Origin of the sequence: Paenisporosarcina sp. TG20 (assembly GCF_000286315.1) — a bacterium.
In the GTDB taxonomy this organism is placed as follows: Bacteria; Bacillota; Bacilli; order Bacillales_A; family Planococcaceae; genus Paenisporosarcina.
The window spans coordinates 1-7907 of sequence record NZ_ALJG01000181.1 but is presented as its reverse complement, the minus strand read 5'-3'; the positions used below and the strand labels follow the sequence as shown (position 1 = coordinate 7907).

At 34.5% G+C, this 7907-nt stretch carries 4 protein-coding genes; 3 read left to right on the top strand and 1 reads right to left on the bottom strand.

The features are described 5' to 3' along the window. Positions 1-219: 219 nt before the first annotated feature. From B371_RS0102915 to B371_RS0102905, 3 genes are all read left to right on the top strand, one after another. Positions 220-2298 (top strand): DUF262 domain-containing protein, encoded by a 2079-nt coding sequence (locus tag B371_RS0102915; protein WP_019412820.1) that lies wholly within the window; start codon positions 220-222, stop codon positions 2296-2298. 59 nt (positions 2299-2357) lie between these two features. Further along, on the top strand, positions 2358-3389 hold the full coding sequence (locus B371_RS0102910; protein WP_019412819.1) for a lipopolysaccharide assembly protein LapB: 1032 nt from the start codon (positions 2358-2360) through the stop codon (positions 3387-3389). Positions 3390-3479: 90 nt separating this feature from the next. Then, on the top strand, positions 3480-4823 hold the full coding sequence (locus tag B371_RS0102905; RefSeq protein WP_019412818.1) for a M20/M25/M40 family metallo-hydrolase: 1344 nt from the start codon (positions 3480-3482) through the stop codon (positions 4821-4823). Positions 4824-4928: 105 nt separating this feature from the next. Here B371_RS0102905 and B371_RS0102900 read toward each other — a convergent pair whose 3' ends face one another. Further along, a complete protein-coding gene (locus B371_RS0102900) occupies positions 4929-7205 on the bottom strand; it encodes a UvrD-helicase domain-containing protein (protein WP_019412817.1) in 2277 nt (758 codons plus the stop codon). Positions 7206-7907 lie beyond the last annotated feature (702 nt).

Genomic DNA, 7907 nt, shown 5'->3' with positions numbered 1-7907 from the left:
CTTTTTGAACAACCTCTTTAAGATAAACAGGCAGAAATCTTTATTTTTCCTATTCTTCATTGACTAGCATATTTTTCTTCTTCTAATCCACACTTGATTTTTGACCAACACAACTAAAAGTAAGATACAATATATTTATTAATATTCGCTATTAAAAAATATTTTAATGCTTGATTACTTTGTATTTAATAGACACAAGTATTAAGGAGACTACCGTACATGCAGACATTAGAATCATTTAAGAGTATCTTTAAGGACAGGATCTTCAAGATACCGGATTATCAACGAGGATATGCGTGGCAAGCGAGACAATTAAAAGACTTTTGGGAGGATATAGTAAACCTTCCGCAAGACAAATCCCACTATACTGGACTCTTGTCATTAAAAGAAATCTCAAAAAAAGGTTATTCAGGTGATAACTGGACAGCGGAGCGATGGTTATTAGAGGACAGGGGTTTTAAACCTTTTCATATAGTTGATGGGCAGCAAAGGTTGACCACTTTTGTAATATTCATCAATGAAATCTTGAATTTAATTAAAGCAATACCAGAAAATGATGGAAAGTCTGACACAGAGATTTATATTGGAACGTTTAGTTTGAAACAAATAAAAGAAGAATACCTTGTTGTTCAAAAACCCCCTCAGTTTTTAGTCAATACGTATAAATTTAGTTATGAAACGGACAATCCGAGCTTTAAGTATCTTAAGCATCATATTTTAGGCGAGCCTAATGCTGGTAGTATAATGGAAACCTTCTATACATTGAATCTAGAAAATGCAAAACAGTTCTTTTACGAAAATCTAGAAAATCACTATCGTTTAAACGGTGTATCTGGAATAGAGATGCTCTTTAGAAAGGTTACACAGAATCTTATGTTCAATTTACATGAGATACCTGACGATTTTGATGTTTTTGTCGCGTTTGAAACTATGAATAATCGAGGGAAAAAATTATCGAATCTGGAACTCTTAAAAAACCGCTTAATATACTTAACCACTTTGTATGATGAAGATGAGCTTGAACAAGATGAAAGATTCATACTCCGTAAAGATATTAATGATGCATGGAAAGAAGTTTATTTTCAGTTAGGGCGTAATAAAAAGCATCCATTACCTGATGATGACTTTTTAGTTGCGCACTGGATTATGTATTTTCAATATACTCGACAAAAGGGCGATGACTACATCCGTTTCCTTTTAGAAGAGAAATTCACACCTCAAAATGTTTATAAGACAACTGAAGTTAAGTCGGATTCAATCACTAGTATTTCTGAAGTTAGAGATTTAGAGGAAGATGATGAACTGGAAGAAAACACAGTAGTAGATAGTAATATAAACCGACCAAAGTTATCTCCGAAAGAAATATCAGATTACGTGAAAAATCTTAGATCAGCTGCTGTACACTGGTACAACTCTTTTAACCCATTGAACAACTCGAGTCTTACAAACGAAGAGAGTCTATGGCTTGATCGATTGAATAGAATAGGAATTGCTTATTTTAGACCTCTGGTGGTAGCATCGTATATTAGAACCGATATTACTACGGGCAGCAGAATCAAACTGTTTAAGGAAATAGAGAGGTTTATATTTATAGCATTTAGAGTGGGTCGAGCATTTTCTACATTTAGAAATAGTGAATATTATAAGCTTACAAAACAATTACAAAATGGAGATATTTCCATAGATGAAATTTGTCTTTCTTTAAAAACACGTATTGAAGACTGGCTAAGTCCTGAAACTTCATTTGATTATCAGCCTTTCAAATCGTATATTGGTAGGCATTATAAAAACGGTGGAGGGTTTTATTCGTGGAACGGGTTGCATTACTTTTTATATGAATATGAAACAGAAAAGGTTATGAAGAACGGTAACCAGAAAATTGACTGGACATTGTTTGTGAAAAGTGAAAAAGATAAAGTTTCCTTAGAGCATATCTATCCTCAAACACCAAGTAATGACTACTGGAAAAATGCTTTTATAAATGAAACTGAGGAACAAAAGAATCTTTTGACGGGCTCCATTGGCAACATATTAGCTCTTTCTACAAGTAAAAATTCAAGTTTGCAGAATGATAGTTTCCCTGATAAGAAGTCTCCTTTAGGGAGGTTCCATAAAGGATATACAGATGGGTCCCACAGTGAAATTGAAATTGCGGCATATCCCGAGTGGAATGCAGATGCCATCCTTAAGCAAGGATTGGTACTACTTGAATTCATGGAAAGACGATGGAATATTAAATTTGCGGATGTTGAGAGTAAAAAGGACATGTTGTTCTTAAATTTTTTACCTAAAGATTAGAAAAGTATTGATGCAAAAACCTATCAATAAATTTTTATTTTGAGGAAGGATCAAGCAAAATGCAAAAAAGAATCCGCCCAACAGAAAGAGAATCTATCGTACAGACACGAGTAGAAAGATTGAATGAAATTAAACAACAAATCAAAGCAGAAAAAGCAAAGTATCCAGATGGACATTCTCACGTGATGTCTGACCTGAATAAAAAGCTTCTACGAGAAGGTAAAACCCATCTAACTGAAGATGAAAAGAACAATGCGATCGATACATTAATGAACTATGCTTATTACATTAAGATGGAGGCTAAGGCAGATTCTTATATTGCTAAAAATGAGTTTATTGCAATTTTGAGTATTAATCCCATAAACGCTGCTGCTCATTATCGACTTGGCTTTATCTATTACAAGGAACATAACTGGTTTAATGCCATTACTCATTTTCATAAGGCTATTGAGTATCACCCTAAAAACGAGCATTTTGAGTTGGAAGTGGATCAGTTAATCAAAGCCAAGTTGTTCATTAGTTATTGTTCGATTCGGATGGCCTTTGCTTCATTGAAGCAAGCAAGGAAATTGGAGCAAACGTTTGAAGATGTCCCTGTACCAGAGGGAATTGGCATTGAGGATCTTGCCAATAAAATTGAGATGACTTTAAAGAGGTCGGAATATATCTTGATTGAAAATGGAAAGCGACAACATGTTTCTAAAATTCAATGCGAGAATTTAGCGGAACGGCAACCAGAAGGGCACATTTTTCTCTATTTCAGTGACAGTGAAATTTATCTTTTCGGGCATGGTGTAACTACTTTGCCGAAGAAACGAGCCGATTATCTGAAGTTCTTGCTTGAGAATAGTTCGTTGGAAAAGCCAATCAGAGCGAAAGACATATCAACTAATCTAGAGGATTCGTTGAGCACTGAAGATACAATTACATCTGGTAATTTGAGAATCATTGTTTCTAGACTTAATGAAGACTTTGGAAAAGTGGGATATTGTAAAGCCATAGTCAATCATAAGGGAGTCTACATTCCAGACATATCCTACAAAATTGCATATCGTGAAGATAATTTCTTCGATTCAAGCCTTATCGAGTAACATCGATAAGGCTTTTCTTGTGGGCGTTACAGGGCTGTAACGGGTGAGTTGATATATTTAACATAACAAAAGAAAAGGAGTGTTGCTCTTATGGTAATGACATGGTCAGCATTATTAACTCGTTATGGATTTGTAACAACGCAAGAAGGAATGAAGTTGAAGGTTATAGACCTGACAAACGATAATCGAAAATATCTGGAAAGTTTACTTGAGAAAGCTGAAGTGAAATTTAAAAGCTATTGTTCCTTTTTTGAAATCACGGATGAAGTTATCGCAGAAGAGAAGTGGGTAGCAATTCAAGGACAGTTTAATGATGGAATCACTGAAATGAGTTTCAATCCTGCTGAATTACCGATTGCAAAGCTGGATTTATATATTGCAGGTATGGTCATGCAGTTGAATCGATTAGGTTTCACTACCATATATTCATGTGATGGCCATGAAAAGGGTGCACCACATATTTTCTTTCAAAAGTCTGATACTGCTAGGACAGTAAAAATTCTTCTGAATCACTTTGATATCAAATGCCAAAGGAAAAATAATGTTTTGTACATGAGTATTCAGCGACAAGATTTGCCGGGTATTGCTGGAGAATTGTCAGAATTTCAACCGTCTGAGATAGAAGAAATAATCATGAAATCTGATTTACGTGTCAATAAGAATGACTTTAACAGTCAACTTGAAACTTTATTGAATATTCCGGGTGAAAGCGGGAGAGAAAGCAAAATACGTCAGCACGTTTTGCAAGAAATCACTCCTTATGTCGACCATATCACTGTTGATCACTACGGCAATATCTTGGCTAAAAAACGATTTGGCTCTGGTCCAACCATATTGTTGAATGCTCATCTCGACACAGTAGAACCAATTGAAGAATCACGGGTTATTGTAAAAAAAGATAACATCTGGACTAGCAACAAAGGTATTTTGGGTGCAGATGATAGAGCCGGGGTACACGTAATAATAGCTACACTTAAATCTATTCAACCAAATGACTTTAAAGGAACATTGAAAATTATCTTCACTGTGGAAGAAGAAATTGGTTTACTTGGTGCACGTGAAGTGAACGATTCATTTTTATGGAATGTTGACATGGCACTAGTCATTGATCGACGAGGAACGAATGACATCGTCACTCATAACTATAAGCAAGAATTTTGTAATGCTGCATTTGGTCTGACACTCGAAAGAATTGCACGTGCTAATGGACTGAGAGATTGGAAAGCAGTAAGTGGCGGATTAAGCGATACAGCAATATGGGCTTCCCATAATGTCCAAAGCGTCAATCTATCAGCAGGTTATTTACATGAACATACCGACCTTGAACAACTTGATGTTGAAGCTAATTACAATACGTATTTGTTTGTGAATGAAATTCTTGGGAGTGCACAGAGAATAAAGAGTAATCAGGGAAGAAGACTGGCGGTTGGATAATATATTTTGTCATGGTAATACAATGATGCAAGCAAGATTTCCATTTTACAGATTCAAAAACCCCTTCTCTTTAATTACGGAGAGGGGTTGAGTTTTTGGAGGGAATTATAATATGTCATCAAACTCACTGCTATTTTTACTTTCATTTTCAAGTAACCCCATTAAGAGCTGGGTTGGTGTATCTTGATAAAATACTTTAAGAACTTGCTGAGCTCTCGTTAAAACGACATAGAGCAACTTCGTATGGAACTCATCATTAGGGAAACTTTTATCACTAGCATTCGATAAGATAACCCCATCAAACTCCATTCCTTTGATATTATAAGAAGCGACTACGAATATACCTTCGGCAGACGTCTTGTCATTTAATGAAAGATGATGCACATTCGGAAATTTTTGTTTTAGATAATTTGTTAGGTTCTGCGCTTTCTTTTCGTCTTTACTGATAATAGCAATCCGTTTGTACTTAGAATGCCATTCATGAATAGTCTCAGTAATTCCCCCTAGTAATTCTTCTCCAGTTAATACTCGTTGGAATTTCACTTTCTCACCACTGCGACTAAACGGAACGATACTTTCACGGGTTCCATTTAGTCCAACATTCATAACATGATTAGCCACTTCTATAACTTCTTGTGTTGAACGGTAGCTTGTATTAAGTTTCAACAATATGTCCCCTTTGGGATTAAGAAAGTCCTGTTGAACTGTTTCCCAAGAAGTTTGACCATAATCCATAAAGATAGATTGTTCTTGGTCTCCAATTATTGTCATGGTATTAGTTATTTTTTTTAAAGCAGCGAAGTGGATGTAGCTTAAATCTTGAGCCTCATCTATCACAATATGTGTATATTTAGAACCGTCATAATCTAGTAATAAATACAAGTAATACATTGGTGCTAAATCGAAATAATCAAACTTTCCAGGAACATTATATTTAAATAACTCTTCTATTTCAGGGTCTTTATTTATATCTTCCAAAAGTTCCTTGTATATAAGGTGAATATTCACCTTATTCATCGAGAGTGTCCTTTGCTTTACATTCGCACTGAAGTTCTGCCTAAGTTTCTTTACTTTATTGTCTTTTACCTTATTGAAAATTTGTACAGCAGTCTCATGCTCTCTCTTATCAAGTCCACTATCTTTTAGGAAACTGATTTTTAATGCTTCGGTATCCTCCTCAATTTTATTTATTTTATGTTTCATAATATCGGAAAAATGTTTTTCTACATGACTTGAAAATTCTTTGATTCTACTTAGAAAAGGCAAATAGGCGTAGCCGGCATATATCTTTTGTAAATCCTCTTTGGACAACCACTCGCCATCAAAAACGAATGGGTTAAACTTTCGTTCATACTCCTCTTCTAGACTCTCCACATATTGCACAATCTTCATTGCAAATTCTTTGGAGCCTTTAAATTTAATTAAGTCATATTTTTCCTGAGTGTTTGCATTAAACATAATATCGTTAAAGAAAGAAGAATAGTCATCGGATATATCTAACTTAGAATATTTTTGAAGGCTCTTCATGACTAATTGTTTGAACGTAGATTGCTGAATACCGTCTAACTCTAACCCTGGCAACAATCCCTGAACAGAATTAATAAACAACTCTGAAGGTACCAAAATCAACAATTTCTTTTTATCAATATTATGGTTATAGATTAAATATGAAAGACGGTGTAACGCAATGGAAGACTTTCCGGACCCAGCCACACCTTGAATGATGAGGTTTTTATGTATACTTTGACGTATGGCAATATCCTGTTCTCGTTGAATTGTGGCGATAATTTCCTTTAAATACCCTGATGTTTCACTGTTTTCAAGTGCTGCTTTTAGAATATCATCCGTGACTGATATTTCAGTACCTTTTTCTGTTAAGGTGATATTTTGATCACTGTTTAATTTAGCGACCTGCCGTATGATTTTTACAACCTTACGTTTTTCAATTTCAATCTGACTCTTTTTCAATACATCTACTACTTCTTTTATTATTCTACCTTTTATCTCAATCTTGTATTCTTGTTTACTGTTACCAGGGGTGAAATTATAAAAAACGGAAGCTATTGGCATCCGCCAATCTACCACCACGATATTCTCATCTGTATCCCTTATGCCTTGTTTACCTATATAGAATGTTTCTTGAGTTTTACCTGATTTTATTTCAAAATTCCCGAAATATGGATATCTAAGTGCTTGCCCTAAATTTTTAACATCATCACTATGTATGGAAAGTGCAATATTATCGCCAGGTAGAGTTTCATTTGTTTTAAAAGATACTTTTTTCTTCCTAATTAAATCACTAAGATAATATTTACTTTGCTCGATCCGTTCGATAGTTTGATCCAAGTTCAATTGTTCCTTACTAATATCAATATCTTTCATGGATATCACCTAATGTTCACCTTCTTAATTAGTTATTTTTAATTTTCAAAAAATATTAAGTAAATTATACCATCTAGGCATGTCTAAATGATGACAAAATAACTAATTTAAACAAAAATATAATAATTCCCTAAAATAATTAAGAATACAAACAGAATTGATTGGAAGTCTTAACTAGTAACAAGTTCTAAGAATTTCATGGGAAAGTCAAATCGAAGTTCATTGGCTAGTTGTATTCAAATGCAACAGCTTAAAACATGAAAACCACAGAAAGTTAAAATGCTGCCTGTCACCGAAATGAAGTCAGGAAGAATTATAACAGTCGCTTGATTGTATGTCATTTTGCGACCAGACATAGCATCAATATCACACTAAACAGTAGTCATTTGCCCTCAAAGCACAACCGAATAACTTTAATAGCTAATTCAAAGTTGATATCATCTAAACTTACAAGAATTGCTAATATGAGTTACGGTTTATAAATCATAGTTGTTGTGGACGAACCTGTAAAAAAAAGAAAGGCACCCAACCCTGAAGTTAATGCTCATTGATTAATTGGGGGGAGAAGAAGAAGAAGAAGGAGTGGCCCCTAAGGGAAATAAAGGTAAATCATATAACGTTGTCGAATACCAATCAGGGGACGGTTCAACTGCTTCATTTGGAAGATTATAAGGTAGAGAACCAAGCGTGTTGATTATCCAC